The organism is Paenibacillus sinensis, from assembly GCF_019904155.1.
GTDB classification, from domain to species: Bacteria; Bacillota; Bacilli; order Paenibacillales; family Paenibacillaceae; genus Paenibacillus_AQ; species Paenibacillus_AQ sinensis.
The window spans coordinates 24,313-43,857 of record NZ_JAHCMB010000051.1 but is presented as its reverse complement, the minus strand read 5'-3'; the positions used below and the strand labels follow the sequence as shown (position 1 = coordinate 43,857).

General features: G+C 59.5%; 5 protein-coding genes. All 5 read left to right on the top strand.

What is annotated here, in order from left to right; translation table 11 throughout:
- Positions 1-32: 32 nt before the first annotated feature.
- The 5 genes from KIH86_RS06995 to KIH86_RS06975 are packed head-to-tail and all read left to right on the top strand — an operon-like array spanning position 33 to position 19,427.
- Positions 33-9,395 carry a non-ribosomal peptide synthetase gene (locus KIH86_RS06995; RefSeq protein WP_223084888.1) on the top strand — a complete coding sequence of 3,121 codons (9,363 nt, stop codon included), beginning with the start codon at positions 33-35 and terminating at the stop codon, positions 9,393-9,395.
- A gap of 19 nt (positions 9,396-9,414) precedes the next feature.
- Positions 9,415-10,539, top strand: a complete 1,125-nt coding sequence (locus tag KIH86_RS06990; RefSeq protein WP_223084886.1) for a saccharopine dehydrogenase family protein — start codon at positions 9,415-9,417, stop codon at positions 10,537-10,539.
- Positions 10,536-13,037, top strand: coding sequence for a bifunctional Gfo/Idh/MocA family oxidoreductase/class I SAM-dependent methyltransferase (locus tag KIH86_RS06985; RefSeq protein WP_223084884.1), 2,502 nt, complete (start codon positions 10,536-10,538; stop codon positions 13,035-13,037). The genes KIH86_RS06990 and KIH86_RS06985 overlap by 4 nt, the downstream gene beginning before the upstream one ends.
- On the top strand, positions 13,021-13,734 hold the full coding sequence (locus KIH86_RS06980; RefSeq protein WP_223110350.1) for a VOC family protein: 714 nt from the start codon (positions 13,021-13,023) through the stop codon (positions 13,732-13,734). The genes KIH86_RS06985 and KIH86_RS06980 overlap by 17 nt, the downstream gene beginning before the upstream one ends.
- A gap of 32 nt (positions 13,735-13,766) precedes the next feature.
- Positions 13,767-19,427: a non-ribosomal peptide synthetase gene (locus tag KIH86_RS06975; protein WP_223084881.1), complete on the top strand. Its 5,661-nt coding sequence runs from the start codon at positions 13,767-13,769 to the stop codon at positions 19,425-19,427.
- Positions 19,428-19,545: the final 118 nt, after the last annotated feature.

Here is a 19,545-nt window from a genome sequence, read left to right as displayed (position 1 = left end):
ACTTGTCTTGATGAAGAAAGGGGGAATCCAGTATGAACGGGAAGCTGAAACCGGACTTGGCGAATGCCTCCGAATCTTCCTTGAGCTATGAGGAGATGCGGCGGCAAGTTCAAAGCATGCTGCCGGAGTCTCTCGATTTTGAAGATGGGCAAAATTTGATCGAACTGGGACTGGATTCACTGCAAATGATGCGAATGGTCAGCAATTGGCGGCGTATGGGGGGTTCCGTCACCTTCGCCGAGCTGATTGCTTCGCCCCGATTTTGCGACTGGTGGGCTTTACTCAACCGTGATAATCAAGCAATTGATACGGATAACAACGCAGATAATCATAATGGGCCGGGTGAGCCTGTGCCAACAAATGAGCCGTTTCCGCTGACAGATGTACAGCATGCGTACTGGATCGGCAGGCGCGATGATCAGCCGCTCGGCGGCGTTGGCTGTCATGCCTATCTGGAGCTGGACGGGAATGGCCTTGAGGCAGACCGTCTGGAACGGGCGTGGTGGCAGGTGCAGGACCATCACGGCAGCCTTCGCACCCGGTATTTGCCGGATGGACGGCAAGAGCTGATGGAGCAAGCCTGTGCGGGATCGCTGACTGTGTATGATCTGCGGCACTGTCCGGAGGATGAACGCCAGCGGGAGCTGTCCGGGATACGGAAACAGCTGTCGCATCGGCGCCTTGAAGTGGAGAAGGGCCAGGTAGCCGGATTGGCGTTAAGTCTGCTGACGGAAGGCCGCTCCCGCCTCCACTTCGATATTGATTTGCTCTCAGCCGATGTGCAGAGCCTGCATATTGTGCTGCGGGATTTGGCCGCGGCTTATGCGCGGGGCGTTGAGCCTGCTGCGCCGAAGAACTGGAGCTTCGCCGCCTATCTCGGGAGGGAAGAAGCCCGCCGCGCTGCGGAGTTAGAAAGAGCGGCGGAGTACTGGCAGCAGCGCCTTCCCGGGCTGCCATCTGCTCCGGGCTTGCCGTTAAGGGTCAGACCGGAGACGGTGAAGCAGCCTGTCTTCTCCAGACGTTCATTCATTGTGGAGCCGGAGAAGTGGGAGCTGCTGCAAAAACGGGCGGCTGCGAGTGGAGTTACACCGGCGATGGTGCTGCTTGCCGCCTATGCAGAAGTGCTGGACCGGTTCAGCACCCAATCCCGGTTTCTCGTGAATATTCCGCTGTTCGATCGGCAGAGCGGCGAGCCGGGCATTGATGAAGTCGTGGCAGATTTCACAAATTTGCTGCTGCTGTCCGTTGACTGCGAGACCTCGCAGCCTTTTGTACAGCGAGTGAAGGATATTCAGTCCCGTTTCCATGAGGATGTGGCGCATGCCGCCTATTCCGGTGTTCAGCTGCAGCGGGAGTTAGCGCGCCTTCATCCGGGCGAGAGGGATTTCGCTCCGGTCGTGTTTGCCTGCAACTTGGGCACGCCGCTGCTTAACGGGGAATGTCTGAATACGCTCGGCAAGCTGGGCTATATGATTTCGCAGACTCCTCAGGTGTGGCTCGATTTTCAGATCTACGAAATGGATGGCGGGCTGCTTCTATCATGGGATTCCGTCGATGAGCTATTCCCCGAAGGACTTCTTGACGATATGTTCGGCGCGCTGGGTACTCTGATGGTCTGGCTTACCGGGCGCTCCAATGACTGGTCCGATTCGGTCGATGTGCTGTGGGAGACAGAACGGGCAGACCGGGCGGCGGAAGTTGAGGATGGAAATGGAACAACCGGTCTTGTGGACGCAAGCCAAGCGACCCGGTGTATGGGGCCAAGCGAAGCGGACCGGGCTATGGACGCAAGCCAGGCGGTTCGGCCAATAGAGGACAGCCAAGCAGTTAGGCGGATAGAAACTGACCAAACAGCACAGCGTATGGAGCCGGCAGCTCCCTTGCACACGCCATTTTTCCGCATGGCCGCTATGCAGCCGGAACAGCCGGCGATCATTGATAGCGCCTCGGGAATGATGTGGTCCTATGGTGAATTGTCCCGGCAGGCGCTGCGGGTTGCCGCCTTTTTGCTGGAAAAAGGGGTACAAAGAGGGGATGCGGTTGCCGTCACGCTGCCGCGCGGACTCGGGCAGGTTGCTGCGGTGCTTGGGATTCTGGCAGCAGGAGCCTGCTACGTGCCTGTTGGCATCTCGCAGCCGTCTGCCAGACGGCAAGCGATTCATCGCAAGGCGGGGATTCGCTGCGTTCTAGCCAGCTCAAGCGACGAGAATTCAGCAGCCGGATGGCACGGCGTGGAGGAAGTGCTGGAAATGGAGGATGCGCTCGCCGCCGCTCCGCTGACGGAGCCGATTGAAGTCGATGCGGCGCAGCTGGCCTATATTATTTTTACCTCGGGGTCAACGGGCGAACCTAAGGGGGTTGAAATTAGTCATGCTGCTGCGTGGAATACGATTGCCGACATCAATCAGCGCTACGATGTAAGCTCCAGCGATAAAATGCTTGCGGTATCCGCCCTGGATTTCGATTTATCCGTCTATGATCTGTTCGGACTGCTCGGCGCTGGCGGCTCGCTTGTCCTGATTCCGGAGGAGAGACGCCGTGATGCGGATTATTGGCTGGAGCAGTGTCTGCGCTATGAAATAACGCTGTGGAATTCGGTACCGGTGCTGCTGGATATGCTGCTTGCAGCTGCGGACAGCTCAGGGCGGACACTCCCTTCGCTTCGCCTTGCGATGCTCTCCGGCGACTGGATCAGTCTGGATTTGCCGGAACGCTTGCAGAAGACTGCGGATAACAGCGGGGTAGTGGCAATGGGCGGGGCGACGGAGGCGTCGATCTGGTCCAATTATTATGACGTAAGCTTGCCGCTGCCTGACAGCTGGACTTCGATTCCGTATGGACGGCCGCTCTCCAATCAATTGTACCGGGTAGTGGATAACAAGGGAAGGGACTGTCCCGATTGGGTGAGCGGAGAATTGTGGATCGGTGGAGCCGGTGTCGCACAAGGCTATCGTGGCGATCCGGAGCTGACCGCTGGGCGTTTTGTGATGTGGAATGGCTCGCGCTGGTACCGGACGGGGGATTTGGGGCGGTACTGGCCGGGAAAGATTATCGAGTTTCTGGGCCGCAGGGATGATCAGGTTAAAATACGCGGCCACCGCATCGAGCTGGGCGAAATTGAAACGGCGCTGAAAGGACATCCCGGCGTGTCTGACGCCGTTGTGACGGCGGCAGAGCATCTGCCCGGATCAAAGCGTCTCATTGGTTACGTTGTCCCGGATACAGGAGGCGGGCACTTCCTCATGGATGAGGAATCCGTCAGCGACGAGCAAGCGCAAGCGCTGTGGTCGTCTGTACTAGAGGCGGGCCGTCAGCGGACTTTCCAGAGTCTGCCGGAGGCGGTTGCGCCGGATGAATATGCCCGATTCCGGGAGCTGACCGAACAATTGAGCGCTCGGCATATGCTGCTGGCACTTCAGAAGCTGGGCATTTTTAACCGTGGGGATGAGGTATATACGCTGGATGATCTCATCCATCACGGGCAGATTCAGCCGCGATACCGCGCCATGATGGAGCGCTGGCTGGAGGAGCTGGGAGCGGGAGGCTGTGTGCGTCAGCATGCGCCTGGTGTATTCGGGCTTGCCCGGGCTGCGGCCGTAGCGGCGGAAGCGGACTCGGAGTGTGCCGGTAGTCCGGCGCAGGCTATTGCAGCGTATTTGCAAGAGGTCGGCCGCAGCAGCGCCGATCTGCTGCAGGGCAAGACCGATCCGCTGGAGGTGTTCTTCCCGAAGGATGCCGATCTGTCGCCAGAGCGGCTCATGGAGGCAATGCCGGGAATGAACATGCGTCTCGGGCTTGCTGGGCTGTTGATTGACTCTGCTGTACGGCAGAAGGCCAGCCAGGGACGGCTGCGCATAATTGAAATCGGGGCGCGCAGCAGCAGCTTGACGCGGACGATGCTCTCCTGCCTTGAGCGGCGGGGGGAGGATGAAGCGTCGTATACGTTGACGGATACATCGGCACATTTTCTCCGTGGAACGGAGAAGAGGCTTGGAGCCATTGGCGCCCATGTTACCTGTCAGCTGCTTGATCTTGACCGTTCGCCGATGGAGCAGGGATTCGCCGCGCACAGCTACGATATTGTGCTTGCCTCGGATTCGCTGCACCGTGCCCGCAATATCGAATCCTCCCTTGCCAATGTCCGGTCGCTGCTTGCTCCCGGAGGGCTGCTGCTGGCGCTTGAGATGACCCGAAACAGTCGGCTGCAGCAGATCACAACGGCCTTTCTGGAGGATGGCTTCACGCGCTTTCAGGATGCGCGGCAGATGACGAAGCAGCCTCTCCTTGCGGCAGAGCAGTGGAAGCAGCTGCTTGCTGGTAAGGAATACACGGCGGCTGCGTTGTTCCCCGGGCCGGATGAACCGGCGGATGTTTACGGGATGCATGTTATTGCCGCGCAGGCTCCAGCTCGCATAAGGCGCTTTAATCCGCAGCGGTTGGCTGATTATTTGAGCAGCAGACTTCCGGACTATATGCTGCCTGCTGTCCTGTTCCCGCTGGAACGGCTGCCGCTAAACGGCAACGGCAAGGTGAATCGCCGGGCGCTGCCGTCTCCCGTAAACTGGCAGAAGACTGGTCAGGCGGTAACGGAGACGCTGCCGCGCACACCGGTAGAGCGCGAGCTTGCCGATATCTGGTTCAGCATTCTGGGCAATACGGATATTGGGGCAAGCGATAACTTCTTCTCGCTTGGGGGTGATTCGCTACTGGCGGTGAAGCTGATCTCCCGCGTGCGCGAACGGCTGAACATACAGCTCCCGCTTGGGAGCCTGTTCGAAGCGCCGACGATTGCCGGACTGGCGGAGCGCGTTGAAGCGCTGCTTGAGGCCGGGGGGCACTACGGCGATTCCGCCGGTTTACCACAGCTGGTGCCGGCAGCCGGGCAAGAGCATCTTCCTTTCCCGCTAACGGATATCCAGCAAGCCTATTGGCTGGGCCGGGAAGGTGTGTATGCGCTGGGGAATGTATCAACGCATTGCTATTTTGAAATCGAAGGCATCGGACTGGATATTATGCGGGTAGAGCAGGCGTGGCAGACCCTGATCAGGCAGCATGGCATGATGCGAGCGATCGTGCTTCCCGGCGGGCAGGAGCAGCAAATCTTGCAGGATGTGCCCGACTACCGGATTCGGGTCGCGGACTGGCGGGAGCGGAGCGCGGAAGAGACGGAGATGCGACTTATGGCCGTACGGGAGGAAATGTCGCATCAGGTGCTCGCCGCCGATAGCTGGCCGCTGTTCGAGGTTCGTGCCGCACTGCTGCCAGGCGACCGGGTGCGATTGCAGATCAGCTTCGACAATTTGCTCTTTGACGGCTGGAGCATGTTTCATCAGTTGAGCGAATGGGGGCGGTTGTACCGCAATCCGGGAGGGTCTCTGCCGGAGCTGGAACTGTCTTTCCGCGATTATGTGCTGGCGCAGGAGCAGCTCAAAGCGACCGAACGTTATAAGCGCGATCTTCAGTATTGGCTGGATCGTCTGGACGATCTGCCTCCCGCTCCCGATCTGGTGCTGGCGCAAAGTCCGGAATCCATCACACGGCAGCGTTTCTGCCGGCAAGATGTCCGGCTGGAGCGCGAGACATGGGACAAGCTCCGCAAGGAAGCGGCCAGGGCCGGGCTGTCTCCGTCCGGGCTGCTGCTGGCAGCATATGCCGAGACACTGGCGGCCTGGAGCAGGAACACCGCTTTTACAATCAATCTGACTCAATTCAACCGCCTCCCGCTTCATCCGCAAGTCGGCGAACTCGTCGGCGATTTCACGTCGCTTACGCTGCTTGCCGTTGATATGGCATCCGGCTGCACGTTCCTGGAGCGGGCGCGTAACGTGCAGCAGCGGCTGTGGGACGATCTGGATCATCCTCTTGTTGGAGGGGTTCAGGTTCAGCGCGAGCTGGCGAGACGCAGCGGAGCTCATACGGGCGGCAGCATGCCGATCGTCTTCACCAGCGCGCTTGGCGTTGACAACTGGAATGAGGATGGGGAAGGCGATCGATGGCTTGGCAAGCTGGTGTACAACATTACCCAAACACCTCAGGTGTGGCTCGATCATCAGGTTGTCGAGCAGGACGGCGAGCTGCTCCTCATTTGGGATACGGTAGAGGGATTGTTCCCGGAAGGGATGCTGGAGGATATGTTCGAAGCCTATTGCAAGCTGCTTCTGAGGCTGGCGGAGGATGAGCGTTCATGGCAGGCGGTTCGTGCGAGCCTGATCGACCTTCCGCGGCTTGAGGCAAGGCGCAGGGCGAATGAGACGGCGGCGCCGCTATCGCCCGATACACTGGACGGGCTGTTCACACGGCAGGCTGCATTGCGGCCGGAACAGCTCGCCGTCATCGCTTCGGGACGCATCCTGACCTACGGCGAGCTGGACCGCCTGTCGGATGAGATTGCGGCGCTGCTGCGCGAACGGAACGTGTTGCCTGACACGCTTGTAGCGATCGTGATGGAGAAGGGCTGGGAGCAGGTGGCGGCGGCGCTTGGCATTTTGAAGGCGGGGGCGGCTTATCTGCCTCTTGACCCATCCTATCCCAAGGCTCGTCTGCATGAAATATTGGAAGATGGCGGGGTTAAAGTTGCGCTCACCCAATCGTGGATTGACGGCGGGCTTGCGTGGCCGGAGGGTATTGAGCGGCTTCAGGCGGACCGGATAACGCCGGGCGAGCATGCAAAAACTGCGCCGGGGTCTGCGTCCAGGCCGGAAAATCTGGCTTACGTCATCTATACGTCGGGATCGACGGGCAAGCCGAAGGGGGTCATAATCGACCATCGCGGCGCGGTCAACACGGTGCTGGATATTAACCGCAGATTCGGGGTGGGATGCGGGGACCGGGTGCTGTCCTTGTCCAGTCTGAATTTCGATCTGTCGGTGTATGACGTGTTCGGTCTGCTGGCGGCGGGAGCGGCAATTATATTGCCGGAGGCAGAGAGCTTGAGAGATCCGGCCCGCTGGCTCGCCTGGATGGAGCAGGAGCAGGTAACGTTGTGGAACACGGTCCCGGCCTTCATGCAGATGCTGCTGGAGCATGCTTGCGGAGGGGCGAAAGATACTGCCCGCAAGCCGGATCAGCAGCTTCCCCAGGCTCTGCGCCTCGTTCTGCTCAGCGGCGACTGGATTCCGCTGGATCTGCCGGAACGAATCCGGGGACTTTTCCGGAACGCGCAGGTGGCAGGGCTTGGCGGAGCAACCGAGGCTTCCATTTGGTCCAACTGTTTTGTTATTGAAGATATTAAGTCTGAATGGAAAAGCATCCCTTATGGCTATCCATTAGCCAATCAGCGCTATTACGTGCTGAATGAACTGCTGGAAGATTGTCCCGTCTGGGTACCCGGGGGATTGTACATCGGCGGAACCGGGCTTGCCCGGGGCTACTGGCGGGACGAGGACAAGACAAGGGAGCGGTTCATCCTTCACCCTCGCACAGGAGAGCGCCTATATTCTACGGGCGACAAGGGACGCTATTTGCCGGACGGCTGTCTTGAGTTTCTCGGGCGCGAGGATTATCAGGTGAAAATACGGGGGCATCGCATCGAGCTTGGCGAGATTGAAGCGGCAATGAAGCAGCTCCCAGGTGTGAAGGAGGCCGTCGTGCTGGTCGCCGGTGAAGAGGCGGGAGAGCAGCGGCTGACGGGCTATGTTGTTGGGCAGGTTGAACAAATTGGACAGATTGAGCGAATTGAGCAAGTTGGGCAAATCGGGCAAATCGGGAATCTTGAGCAAATGGGGAAAGACGTCCTGGATTCGAATCCGGAGCTGGAGCTGTTCGAACTGAAGAGCGCCGATGCTGAGACGCTGCGGCGTTGCCGCCAGGAGCTGGAAGCGGCGGAGCAGCTGACCATGAAGCGACTGCTGTCTGCTGCCGATCCAGAGGCGATCGCCGCATACCGGTATGAGCTTGAGAGCGCCAGCATCTGCGCCATCCGGGATGCTTTCATTGGCTGCGGCTTGTATACGCGGGAAGGGGAGCGCTGCTCGCAGCATGAACTGATGCGGCGCATGAAGGTGCAGCCGCGTTATGAGACGCTGCTGCTCCACTGGCTGGCTGCGCTCGTGGAGGACGGCTGGCTGGAGCGCGAGCCGAGTGACATGTATACAGCCATCCGGCCGCTGTCCCGGGAGATGCCGGCCGGACGGGCGGCGGAAGTACTGGAGCGGCATCCTGGGCTTGCGATGAAGATCGAACAGGTACACAGACTGTTCCGGGAATCCCGCGCTTCCATTACCGGCTTGCTGCAAGGCGGCATCGAGCCGTTGGAGCTTTTTTTGGAGAAGGATACATTTCTGACGCCAGAGGCGCTTCATCCGTATAACGCAGCGGCTCCGTTCTACAACGAGCTGCTGCAGGCGCTGTTCCGCACAATCATTCACGCCCATCACCCGGACAAGCCGCTGCGTGTGCTCGAAATCGGAACCCGCTCCGGGGGCTTTGCCGATATCCTGGCACCGCTGCTTCCTGCGGGACGCGGACATCATTATATGTATTCGGATGAGTCCGATTTCTTCATCGAGCGTGCAAGAGCAGGGCATAGTCAGGCCGATCTGCTGGAATATATGCGGTTCGATATGAATGAGAATCCACAGACGCAAGGCTGCGAGCCGCATCTGTACGATGTTGTCGTAGCGGACAACACGCTGCACCGCGCCGTCAAGATCGGGGCGATGCTGAAGCATCTGCGGCAGCTGCTGGCGCCAGGCGGCATTCTGCTGTTCACGGAAGCTGTAGAGGACAGCACCTTGCTGTTGACGACAGCCGGCTTCTTCGAAGATGGCTTCAGCCGGTTTGAGGATGAGCGGCAGCACAGACAGCTTCCGCTCCTGCCGGGCGAGCGGTGGAAGGAACTGCTGCAAGAGGCCGGATACCGGCTCGTCGGCGGCAGTCCGGAGGCCGAGCTTGCCTCCGAAATTTATGGACAGCAGCTGTTCATTGCACAGGCGCCGGAGACGGCGGCGCATCTGGTGCCGGAGCGGCTGGGTGATGTCCTGCGCCGCAGGCTGCCGGATTATATGGTGCCGGCCGCCCTTATGCTGCTGGACGAGCTGCCGTTATCCGCGAACGGCAAAGTGGACCGCAAAGCGCTTGCCGCTCTCGGTCTACGTATGGAACGACCTGCGGCGAAGGCGGGCGTTCTGCCCGTTACAGAGCTGCAGCGGCAGCTTGCGGCGCTGTGGCAAGAGGTGCTTGGGTGCGGGGAGCCCGGTCTGGAGGACAGCTTCTTCCATATGGGCGGAGATTCCCTGCGTGCAATCCAGTGTGTCAACGCAATGAAGGAGCGGCTTGGCATTGAAATGACCCTGCAGCAATTGTTCGCCGCGCCGACGCTTGGCGGTCTTGCAGAGCTGATTGAGGCCCTGCATGAAGCCGCGGACAAGATTGAATATGAAGAAGGCGTTATTTAGCAGAGAGGAGGAGAGGGCGATGACCGTAACGATCGGCTTGCTTGGAGCTACCGGTAAAGTGGGGCAGGGGGCGGCGGAGGTGCTGTTGGCTGCCTCAGGCTGCCGGATTGTGCTGGGCGGAAGGGATGCGGAGAACCGTTACAGACCGTTCCGGGAGCTGGGGCAATCCATTCAGTGTATGGAAGTGGATGTATTCGACGAGGAAGCGCTGCTTGCCTTCTGCGCCGAATGCGATATTGTCGTCAATTGCGCCGGTCCGGCGAAGATCATCTTGGACCGTGTAGCTCTTGCCGCGCTGCGGCAGTCCGCGCATTATGTGGACGCGGCCGGGGACGAGCAACTGTACCGGCAGCTCAAGAAGCATTTGCCCGAGATGGCCGCCAAGGGCCTGACGTTTATCGTATCGGCCGGGATTTACCCCGGCCTGTCGGAGATGCTGCCGGTGTATGCCGCGCAAGCCTATTTTGACGAGGTGGAGCGGCTGGAGCTGTTCTTTGCAGGCTCGGGCGAATTTTCGCTCAATGCGGCTTATGATATCGTGTGCAGCATCGGCGAGGACGCCGGACACGGCATGGCCTGCTGCCTCGACGGACAAGCGCATAGAATCAACGGCTCATCCCGGCAGACCTACACCTTCACGGCACCTGCGGGCAAGCGTGACGCCTATCCGGTGCTGAGCTTCGAGTTCCTGGAGATGGCACGGCGCAATGGGCTGGGCTACGCCTGCTTCTATAATACTTATTCGGATATGTCGGTGCTTGGCAAGTTCATGACGATCAAAGCGCTGCAGCAGTACAAGACGGAGGAGCAGAAAATCGCTTCTGCCCGGCTGCTGGCCGAGCAATACGCCGCAGGCGCAGATGCGGACGGCGGGTATGCGCAGTTCGAACTGCTGGCCGAAGGGACGAGGGAAGGACGGCGGCTTGCTCTTATGGGGCAGCTGCTGTACCGCGGCGACTGGAATCGGCTGTCCGGCATTGTTGCGGCTCATGCAGCCCTGCTGGTGCTGAAGGACGGCGGAGCGGTGCCCGGCTGCTATCTCGCTTCGGAGGGCGTAGACCCGGCGAAGATGATTGAGGCGCTTCGTCGGCACAATGCAGGGTTCACCTGCTCCGTCAGTGAAACGGGGGCGAGACAAGGATGAGCGACAAGGGGCATAACGGAACGATCCGAACGCTAGTATGCGGTTCAAGGTTTGGACAGTTTTATCTGGAGGCGGTCAAGGCGCTGCCGGAGAGGTTCGAACTGGCCGGTCTGCTAGCAAAAGGCAGCGAGCGCTCACGGCAATGCGCAGCTCGTCATGGCGTGCCGCTGTATACGCAGCTGGATCAGCTACCGGGCGATATTGATCTGGCATGCGTCGTACTGCGCTCCGGGGTGATGGGCGGAGACGGGACGGAGCTTGCGCTTGCGCTGCTGGAGAGCGGCATTTCCGTGCTGCAGGAGCATCCGGTGCATCATCAGGATATGGCGGCCTGCATGAAAGTGGCGAGGCGGCGAGGCGTTCATTACGCCATCGGCGAGCTGTACGCGCATTTACCCGCTGTGAGGAGTTTCACAGCCTGCGCCCGGACGCTGCTTGCGAATCAGCAGCTACTGTACATTGATGCTGCCTGCGCAACACAGGTCTCTTATCCGCTGATGCATATTTTGATGGAGGCGGTGCCGTCGATACGTCCCTGGAAAATCAACTATATTGTAGAGGACGAAGGACCGTTCCAACTGGTCAGCGGGCTGCTGGGCGGCGTTCCGTTTACGCTCCGGGCGCATAACGAGGTGGACCCCTACGACTCGGACAATCATTTGCATCTGCTGCATAGCCTAACAATCGGCACGGCAGCAGGCAGGCTGTCGCTGGTGGACACTCATGGCCCTGTGCTATGGCATCCCCGGCTGCATGTGCCGGATGTGCCTGATCTGCCGGCGGAGCTGCTGAAGGAAGCCCGGATGGAAGAGCGCAGCGCCGAGATTCTCGGCAGTCCGAATGCGGACACCTACCGGGACGTTCTGCTGCGCCAATGGACGGGGGCGATCGGCCAAGATTTGCTCGCCATGCGGGACAGGCTGCTCGGAGCGGAGACCTCGGATACGAGAGCCCAGCAGGAGCTGCTGTGTTCCCGCCAATGGCAGGAGCTGACCCGAGCGCTCGGATATCAGGCGCTGCGGCCGCAGCTCGCCTATCAGCCGCTGCCTGCCAGCATCCTGAAGGAGGCGGCGAAGCTCGTTCAGGCCGGGGGAGATGAGGGCTGGGAACCGGAGGCCCTGGAACAGGAGGCCGGGCTAAATGCCCATATGGCAGCGCTGGCGGGCAGGGAAGCGACGCAGCAGGCCGCCGGGGAAGCGGAGGAGACAGGCGAGGCGGAGAAGGCAATCAGCGCGAATTTGACAAGCAAGGCGGAGAAGGGAAATGAAACGAACGAGACAAGCGAGGCAATAAGCGCGATAATCGCCTGCGCTGCTGGGGCGGAGGCGGAAATCAGCCATTTGACTGCACAGCAGGTCAGCGACTGTGTGGAGCGGCTGGACCGCGCGGCATTGCTGTCGATGTTGCATGTGCTGCAGACGCTCGGGGCATTGCCGGAAGAGGGCGTATTCCGGCACGAAGACGATATCTGCGAAGCGGCCAGAGCGGCGCCCCGCCATCGCCATCTTCTCCGGCGCTGGCTGCGGCTGCTCACAAGCAGGGGCTACTTGCAGCAGCGATGGAACAGCTATGCAAGTGCTGCCAGGATAGAGAAGGCATACGTAAGCAAATGCTGGGAAGCCGCAAGAAACGCATGGGAGAATAAGCTTGGCCCGCGCAGCATCATCGATTATTTGACTGCGAATGCGGATCGGCTGCCGGAGCTGCTGCGGGATGAGCAGCAGGCCGCCCAGCTGCTGTTCCCGGAAGGGCGGATGGATATAGCAGGGGCGCTTTACCGTGACACGGTGATGGCACGGTATTTGAACAAGTCGGTGGCAGAGGCGGTTTTGCGTATGGCCGGTCTGAAGCGGAGGCACGCATTTTCTGCACCGGGACAGGCTGCCCCGCCTGCACTGCGGATTCTGGAGCTGGGTGCGGGAACCGGCGCAACCACCGACGAAGTTGTGCGCGTGCTTCAATCTGCTGCGGCTGAGGGCGTGCAGGTTAAGTACATGTTTACGGACATCTCACGGTTTTTCATCTCAGCGGCGCGTGAGCGGTATGCCGATTGTCCATGGATGGACTATCAGGTCGCCGATATCGATCAGAGCTTAACCGCCCAGGGACTGGACCCATCAAGCTATGATGTCGTCATAGCGGCAGGCATGCTCAACAATGCCCGCGATACCGACGCTGTCGTTCGGGAAATGATGGGATGCCTGGCGAATGACGGCTGGATGCTAATAACCGAACCAACCCGCGAATATACGGAAATGCTTATCTCGCAAGCATTTATGATGACCAGGCCGGAGGATGATCGCCAAAACTCGGACTCGACGTTTATGTCCGTTGAGCAGTGGCTTGAGGTAATGCGCAAGGCGGGAGCGCCCCTGGTAAAAGTGCTGCCTGACAGCGATCATGCGCTTGCACCGCTCGGACAAAAACTTTTCATCGTGAGGAAGGGAAGCCATGCTGAAATGCAGCCATATTTTATGCAGAGTGGACAATGTAGCTGATGTTGTAAGGAATTACGAAGCGCTGGGCTTCACGGTCCAGTGGGGCAGTGCGCCAAAGCGTGCGCTTAACGCCTTCATCTGGTTCGAGGAAGGGCCGTTCATCGAGCTGTTTCAAATTCCGAAATCACTGACTTTCTTTATCCCGCCACTCGGTCTGCTGTTCGGACGCGCCGCCGGCAGACGCTGGGCTTACTGGGCAAAGGTGCAGGAAGGCTGGTGTGATGTGGCCCTGGAGCCGGATGACTCTGCCACCGTACACGGGGATGCCGGAAGCGTAGGGCGTGTCGAGCAGCTTGCGGCAATTCGCCAATCGCTGCGGCGCTCGGGTCTCAAAACCTCGCGGTTGATTCATGGCAGCCGAACGCGCCCCGATAACGTCAAGGTGAGCTACAGCCTGTTCGCGACGGAGCCGCTGGGTCTGCCCTTTGTCGTCTCGCTCTATGATCCGCCTCAGCGGCCGGAGAAAATCCGCCATTCCAACGGGGCGACCGGTATCGAATGGGTCAGGATGGGCATCGCAGCCGAGCATCGGTCCGCTATGAGGCTGCTTGTCGAAGAAGACCGCTGGCTCCGACTGGTAAATGCGCCGCAGACAAAGGTGCTGGAGGTTGGCCTTGCCGGGCTTCAGGCTTCGCTGGAAGGCAGCCGGCTGCATGGCGCCGTATTCAAGCCGGCGGTGCAAGTGACCGGCGTGTAGTGCGAATCGGTTAGAAGAAGGAGGGTACTGTAATGTCGCAGCAAATGATGTTCAAGCCGACCGAGTGGCTGATGCAGCTTCGCCGGGACGGAGTGGCGGTATGGGAGGAAAACGGCAGTTTGCGGTTCCGGGCCCCCAGAGGTCAACTGACGGAAGCGCATATGAACCTGTTCAAGCAATATAAGCCGGAGCTGCTGAAGGCCCTGCGGGCCGAAAACGCAGCCGGACAAGACCCGCTTGCGGAACAATCCGGCGCAGCGATTTCGAAGGCCATCGCCCCTGACCGGGCGGCGCGCTTTGATCCTTTTCCACTTACCGATGTGCAATCGGCTTATCTGCTTGGCCGTCAGAACCTGTTCGGCTATGGGGGTGTCGCCTGCCACATTTATCTGGAAATCGGCTATCCGCAGCTTGATGGCAAGTGTACGGAGGAGGCATGGAATCGGCTGGTGCTTCGCCACGACATGCTGCGGATGACGATTGACGGCAGCGGCCAGCAGCGCGTGAACGAGGACGTGCCAAGGCTTAAAGTGCCGTACATTGATATTAGTTCCCGGGATCAGGTTCTGGCTGCCGGGCGGCTGGATGAACTCCGTCAGGATATGGGGCACCGGATGTATGATACGGCAAAGTGGCCTTTGTTCGATGTATGTGTGACGAAGACGGCTGATAGCACGATTATGCATGTATCCCTGGATTTTCTCATAGCGGATTGGACAAGCATCTGGCTGCTGCTGAAGGAATTTGAGCTGCTGTACAAGGAAGCGGAACAAGGCGGGAGTAATGCTGCACCGGGTAAAAAGGAACCGTCACGGGGAGTTCTCCCCGAGCTTGAGCTGAGCTTCCGCGATTATGTGCTTGCCGAGCGCAGTTTGCGCGATACTCCGGCATATGCGGCGGATCGGGATTACTGGCTGGGACGTGTGGAAACTCTTCCGGCAGCACCCGATTTACCGCTTGCCAGGCAGCAGAAGAATGAGGCAGAAGCCCGGTTCCGCCGCCGGCTTCTCCAACTGGAGCCGCAGGAATGGGAGGCGCTTAAGGGGATGGCGCAGAGGCAGGGACTGACACCGACTGTCCTTGTCTTGACCGCCTATGCGGCAGTGCTGGAGCGCTGGGGCCGCAGCTCTTCGTTTTGTCTCAATTTGACGATGCTTAACCGGCTGCCGCTGCATCCGGATCTACAGCATATCGTCGGCGATTTCACCTCGGTGAATCTGCTTGCGGTTGAACGGAGTGGGAACAGGCTGTTCATTGAGCAGGCCAAAGCGCTGCAAAAGCGCCTGTTCGAGGATTTGGATCACCGTCTGTTCTCAGGCATCGAGGTTATGCGTGATATCGCCCGTGAGCGGGGGAGGGATGCAGCTCTGATGCCGTACGTGTTCACAAGCTCGATCGGCCTGGTGGATGCAGGCGGCGAAGGACGGCTTGAAGGCGTAATCGGTGGCAGCAGCATCAGTCAGACACCGCAGGTGCTTCTTGACTGCCAGGCGATGGACAGCATGCGAGGCTTGCAGGTCAACTGGGATGTGCGCGAGGGCGTGTTCCCTGAGGGCATGATCGACGATATGTTCGACAGCTTCGCCGGGCTGCTGCGGGAACTCGCACATGAAGAGCGGCTGCTGCATGTTGTTGACGCGGTTGAACTGCCTCGGCGGCATCTCGAAGAGCGGCACCGGACGAACGATACACGGCAGCCGCTGCCGGAGCGGCAGCTTCATGAGGCAGTACTGGAACTGGCTTGGAGGATGCCGGACCGCATAGCTGTCATCGACAGCGAAGCGGAGGTGACTTATCTGGAGCTGGCGGAGCGTGCGGCAGCGGTGGCCCGGCAGCTGAAGGCATCCGGCTGCGCTGCGGGTGAACATGTAGCGATTTGTATGGAAAAAAGCGTCCACCAGGCCGCTGCTGTGCTCGGGGTGCTGTCGGCGGGAGCAGTCTATGTGCCGATTGACCGGAAGCAGCCGGAGCTGCGCCGTCGGATGATGCTGGAGCAGGCCGGCATCCGGTTCATTCTGGCGGATTCGCGCAGCAGCCTGCTATGGCCGGCGGGACGGTCCGTCATTAAGGCTGATCAGGTGGTTCCTCTTCCGAGCATGGCTCTGCCTGACCTTGTTCACACGGGCCTCGATCCCGACCTGCCTGCTTATGTCATCTATACATCCGGCTCCACCGGAGAGCCGAAGGGGGTTGTGGTCAGTCACCGTGCCGCCGCCAATACAATCTTGGACATCAACCGCCGCTTTGCCGTCAATGAGAACGACCGGGTGCTTGCCCTGGCGCAGCTCAGCTTTGACTTGTCCGTCTACGACCTGTTCGGTCCTCTGTCTGTGGGCGGCACGCTGGTGTACCCGCCGGATGACAGCCTGGCCGATCCCTCGCAGTGGGCGCAATGTATGGCGCGACATGGGGTTACGATCTGGAATTCGGCACCCGCACCAATGCAAATGCTGATGGATTATTTGCAGTCCGAGCCTGGCCTCGTGCTTCCGGACCTGCGGCTGGCACTGCTGTCCGGCGACTGGATTCCGCTCACACTTCCGGATCTAATTGGACGGCGACTGCCTTCCGTACAGACGGTGGCGCTTGGAGGGGCAACGGAGGCGGCGATTTGGTCAAACTGCCATGTGTATCAAGGCCTCAAGCCTGAATGGCAGAGCATTCCGTACGGGAAGCCGCTGGCGAACCAAAGCTACAGGGTTCTGGATAAGCGGATGCGGGACTGTCCGGTTTGGGTGACAGGTGAGCTGTATATCGGCGGTCATGGCCTGGCCCAAGGCTATCTGGGAGACAGCGAAAAAACAGCAAGCCGCTTCATCCGTCTGGAGGACGGTCAAAGGTTATACCGCACCGGTGATCTGGGTCGCTATATGCCAGGGGGCGAACTGGAGTTTCTTGGGCGCGAGGACCATCAGGTGAAAATAAGGGGACACCGGATCGAGCTGGGCGAAATCGAGGCGACGTTGCTCAAGCATCCTGCCGTAGCTGCGGCTGCTGTCGTTGCCGATGGTGCGGCAGAAGATAAATCGCTGCTCGCTGTCATCGAGCTGACCCGGATGCAGGTGGAAGATCCGGGGTTCAGACATCCTGCTGATGACAGGCTGACCACAGGGATTGCCGACTTGGCGGAATCCGGCGATCGGGTACCGGATCGAAGCGAGCTGGAAGAGGCGGTGAACAAGCTGGATGAGGCCGTATACGCCTCGATGCTGGCGACGCTTCATGAGCTTGGCCTGTTTGCTGAAGATGGGCCGGCAGATCTGGAGATGTGGCTGATAGAAGCCGAAATCGTCCCCGCTCATCATTGGCTTGTGCGGCGTTGGGCGGCTCGTCTGACGGAAGCCGGATTGCTTGCACAGCATGATGACCAGCGTTACAGCAGTGCGCATAAGCCTGAATTGGCAATGTTGACGGAGAAATGGCAGCAGGTGGAGACGGCATGGACGAACAAGCTTAGCTCGGCCGATTTTATCGCCTATGTGCGGAGCTGCGCAGAGCGATTGCCGGAGCTGCTGCTCGGGCAGCAAGATCCGGTTGCGCTGCTGTTCCCGGAAGGCAAGCTTGATTATGTCCGTTCCCTGTACGTGGATCATTTTATGGCAAGCTATCTCAATCGCGGAATCAGCGCGCTGCTTAAGCGGATCGCCCGGGAGCATCCTGGCGACATGCTGCGGGTACTGGAGATTGGAGCCGGAACGGGAGCGACGACGGCGCATGCGCTCGCCGCCCTGGAAGGCGTTCCGCTGGAGTATTCATTTACGGACGTGTCTTCCTTCTTTATTCCCGGCGCCAAAGCTCGCTTCGGCGGCCGGGCGAGTATGCGTTTCGGTTTGCTAGACATTGATCGGGACTCCCTGGAGCAGGGGTTCTCCCCGAACAGCTTCGATGTCGTGCTTGCGGCAGGCGTGCTGGAGAATGCCAGGGATATTCCCGCCAGCATGAACCGGATTGCAGAGCTGATACGACCAGGGGGCTGGTTCGTCTTTACCGAGCCGACAGGCGAGCATGCCTGGATTCTGGCCTCGCAGGGCTTCATGATGATGGAGCCTGGCGACGGGCTGCGTGAGCGTTCATCCTACCTGGACCGCGGCGAATGGCTGGGTCTGCTGGAGAAGCATGGGGATGAGCCGGTGCTGATGCTGCCGGAGGAGGGGCATCCTCTTGAAGTGCTCGGCTTCCATTTGTACGCCCGGCGCTTCAAGTCGGACAGGGCTGCCGTCTCGGCTGAGGAGCTGAACGATTTTCTGGCGCAGCGGCTTCCGGCAGCGATGCTTCCGTCCCATCTGCTCATCGCCGATAGCCTGCCATTAACAGGCAACGGGAAGGTGAATCGGCGCGAGCTGGCGTCCTGGCGCCCCAGGGCGGCAGCAGACCAGGACATTCCAGAAGCGCAGGAGCAAGGCGAAGGCGAGCTGGAGCTGCAGCTGTCTGCGCTCTGGGCGAATTCACTCGGTCTGGAGGGGATCGGAAGGACGCAGAATTTCTACAAATGCGGCGCCGATTCGCTCATTATGGCACAGGTGGCGGGCAAGCTGCGCGATTATCTGGCGGCTTCCGGGCAGTATGCCGATATTCCGTTCGACACGCTGCTTCGGCAAATGCTTAATTACCCGACGATCGCTGAGCTTGCCGTGTTTATCCGTGAGAGCAGCGGGGGAAGAGACGGCTTGCCGGATCATGACCGGAATCAGCGCGGCCCGGCAGCAGGTTCGTCCGGTCAACCGGAGATAGGCTCTTCCGCTGACAAGGGACATGCCGGCAATGCGGTATTGACCTCATATGGAGGCGGGGACACGGGTCCGCTGCGGGTTGTTTTTCACGCCGGGCTCGGGACCATGAACTGCTTCCGGTTGCTGCTGGGTCATATGGAGTCGCAGGAGGCCGGGCCGATTATCGGCATCACTGTCGCGGACACGGAACAATTTTGCGCGCAGGAGCCATCCGGGCTTATCGAGCAGATCGCAGAAGACTATGTCGGACGGCTGATGGATACCGGACATAAGGAGATGCAGCTTATCGGTTACTGCCTTGGCGGATTGATTGCCGTCGAAGTGGCGCGGCGTCTGGTAGAGAGAGGGGTGCATATAGCCGACCTCGTGCTGATCGACAGCCATCCCGTGCGGATTGCTATAGATGATGAGCTTGTCATTGAATCCCTGTTCGTGCCGAATTTGAATATTTCAATAACCGAAGCAGGTATGGGAGATCTTCATCCGGAAGAGCTTGCACGCGGGCTGCTGCACATCTATGAGCATAATAATCGGGCTGTCCCGGAGGGCTCCGCTTGCCGCCTGGACGGTGATGATGAACTGGAGAGGACAGGACGGCTCTTCCGTACATTGTCCGCTCTCAGCCTGAGAGACAGGTTCACCGCATATGTCGATGCCATCGCGCGTACTACCGGGGAGCGGATGCCGGTTGAAATGGCCGAAGGGCTCTTTAGACTGTACCGCCAGAGCTTCAAGGCCGCTCAGTATACACCGCCGCCTTATGTTGGCGATATCCGCTTCTTGCTGGCGAAGGAGCCGTTCAGCTTTTTGCCGGGCGCGGAGCAAATGACTCTCGAGTTCTGGCAGGACATCTGCATTGGCGACCTCAAAGTTATAGACATCGAAGGCAATCATTTTAGTTGTATTGAGGAAGAGCCGCATGCGGCAGAATTGGCCAAGATTATTATGGAGCCGTTACGTTAGCAACGAATGATCGATAGGATAGGCAGTCCGTTAGGAGTCATACTCAAGCGGGCTGCTGTTTTTATGTGCGGGAAATCAAGAATTTCGTACAGTTCGAACGCTTAGGGTTTATTAGAAG